The 1,208-nt window shown below is 58.4% G+C and carries 1 protein-coding gene; it reads left to right on the top strand.

Translation table 11 applies throughout. From position 1 onward, the window contains the following. A partial coding sequence (locus tag KY305_RS19765) for a condensation domain-containing protein (RefSeq protein ID WP_262417895.1) occupies positions 1–1,208 on the top strand: 1,208 nt, incomplete at both ends.

Here is a 1,208-nt window from a genome sequence, read left to right as displayed (position 1 = left end):
CGGACAGAGCTCGCGAAACGGCTCCCGGCCTACATGATTCCGTCTCAGTTCATCGAGATGGAGGAATGGCCGATAACCCCGAGCGGAAAGCTCGACCGCAACGCGCTGCCGGCTCCTGACGGAGCGGCCGGCGGGCATGCTTACACCGCCCCGAGAAACGTTACGGAAATGAAGCTCGCCAAGCTTTGGGAAGAGGTGCTGAAAAACGGCCCTGTCGGCATCCGCGATCACTTTTTTGAGCGGGGCGGCCATTCGTTAAAAGCGACGGCGCTCGTCTCCCGCATCGCCAAGGAGTTCGGCGTTCAGGTACCGCTGAAGGACATCTTCGCCCGGCCGACGGTGGAGGAGCTTGCCTCCGTCATTCAAGAATTGGAACAGAGCCCGTATGAAGCGATTCAGCCGGCAGAAAAAAGAGACACCTATCCGGTCTCCTCGGCGCAAAAGCGGATGTATGTGCTCCAGCAGCTCGAAGACGGCGGCGTGGGCTACAATATGCCGGCGGTGCTTGAACTGACGGGACCGCTTGACCGCAATCGGCTGGATGAAGTGTTCCAAAAGCTGATCGAGCGCCACGAGTCTCTGAGAACTTCCTTTGAAAGGGGCCCTGACGGCGAACCGGTGCAGCGCATCCATGACAAAGTGTCGTTAAATCTGACTGATGAAACATCAGCGGAAGCCTTCGTCCGTCCATTCCGCCTTGATGAAGCGCCGCTTTTCAGGGCGGCTCTCGTCAAAGAAGCAGATGAGCGCCATCTCTTATTGACGGACATGCATCACATTATTTCCGACGGCGTGTCTGTCAACACGCTCATCCGTGAATTCGGCGAGCTGTATGCAGGCCGGACGCTTGCGCCGATGCGCATCCAATATAAAGACTATGCCGTATGGCAGCAGGAGTTTAAACAAGGAGAGGCATACCAGAAGCAGGAGGCCTACTGGCTGAAGCAGCTCGACGGAGAGCTGCCTGTGCTGGAGCTTCCGGCTGACAGAGCCCGTCCGGCAGTCAGAAGCTTTGCGGGAGACAAGGTGTCCTGTACGCTAGATGCGGAAACGGCAGCGGGTCTTCACCGCATCGCCCGGGATCACGGCTCCACGCTGTATATGGTGCTTCTCGCCGCATACAATACACTGCTTGCGCGCCTGAGCGGGCAGGAAGACATCATCGTCGGCTCGCCGATTGCCGGCCGTCCGCATAAAGACCTTGAACC

Source organism: Bacillus sp. YC2, assembly GCF_019891195.1.
Taxonomy (GTDB): Bacteria; Bacillota; Bacilli; order Bacillales; family Bacillaceae; genus Bacillus.
The sequence above is the reverse complement of the archived record's forward strand: the minus strand, read 5'-3'. Positions and strand labels throughout refer to the sequence as shown.